The sequence below is a fragment of the Salipiger sp. HF18 genome (assembly GCF_011806505.1).
GTDB lineage: Bacteria > Pseudomonadota > Alphaproteobacteria > Rhodobacterales > Rhodobacteraceae > Salipiger > Salipiger thiooxidans.
Genome location: NZ_JAATOS010000833.1, coordinates 1 through 1,038, shown reverse-complemented (window position 1 = coordinate 1,038; position 1,038 = coordinate 1). Strand labels below are relative to the sequence as shown.

General features: G+C 67.5%; 1 protein-coding gene. It reads left to right on the top strand.

The window, feature by feature from the left end; all coding sequences use genetic code 11:
• A partial coding sequence (locus HC022_RS27355) for an ABC transporter ATP-binding protein (protein ID WP_167454468.1) occupies positions 1–1,038 on the top strand: 1,038 nt, incomplete at both ends.

The following is a 1,038-nucleotide window of genomic DNA, read 5'->3' as shown; positions in this document are numbered from 1 at the left end:
GACCTGAAACTCAAGGACGTCGGCAAGACCTACGGCGGTACGGTCGAAGTGCTGAAGCACATCGACCTCGACATCACGGCGGGCGAGCTGATCGTCTTCGTCGGCCCCTCGGGCTGTGGCAAGTCCACGCTGTTGCGAATGATCGCGGGGCTCGAGAAGATTACGACGGGCACGCTCGAGATCGACGGGCAGCTGGTCAACGACGTGCCGCCCGCGCAGCGCGGCATCGCCATGGTGTTCCAGAGCTACGCGCTCTATCCGCACATGACCGTGCGCGACAACATGGCCTTTGCGCTGCAGATCGCGAAGAAGTCCAAGGACGAGATCGAGGCCTCGGTGCAGCGCGCCGCCAAGATGCTGCAGCTCGAGCCCTATCTTGACCGCCTGCCCAAGGCGCTCTCGGGCGGTCAGCGGCAGCGGGTCGCCATCGGGCGCGCCATCGTGCGCGATCCCAAGGTCTATCTCTTCGACGAGCCGCTCTCGAACCTCGACGCGGCGCTGCGGGTGGCGACGCGCATCGAGATCGCCCAGCTCAAGGAGCAGATGCCCGAGCGCACGATGATCTACGTCACCCACGATCAGGTCGAGGCGATGACGCTGGCCTCGCGCATCGTGGTGCTGGCCAACAAGGGCGTGGCGCAGGTCGGCACGCCGCTCGAGCTCTACGAGACCCCGAACTCGGAATTCGTGGCGCAATTCATCGGCTCTCCCGCGATGAACCTGCTGCCGGGCGAGGTGATCGGCACCGGCCCCCGGACCACCGTGCGGCTGCCGGGCGGGGGCACCGCGCTCTCGGATGTGGCGACCGAGCCGGACGACATGGGGCTCAAGGTCAACGTCGGTATCCGGCCCGAGGACTTCGTCATCGCCGAGGACGCAGGCGTCTACACCGGCACCGTGGCGCTGACCGAGGCGCTCGGCGAGGTGACGCTGCTGCACTTCGAGGGAGACGGCGCGGCACTGGAGCCGGTGATCGCCAAGCTGCCGGGCATTCACCGCGGCCTGCGGGGCACCGAAGTGCGGCTGACAGCGGATCCG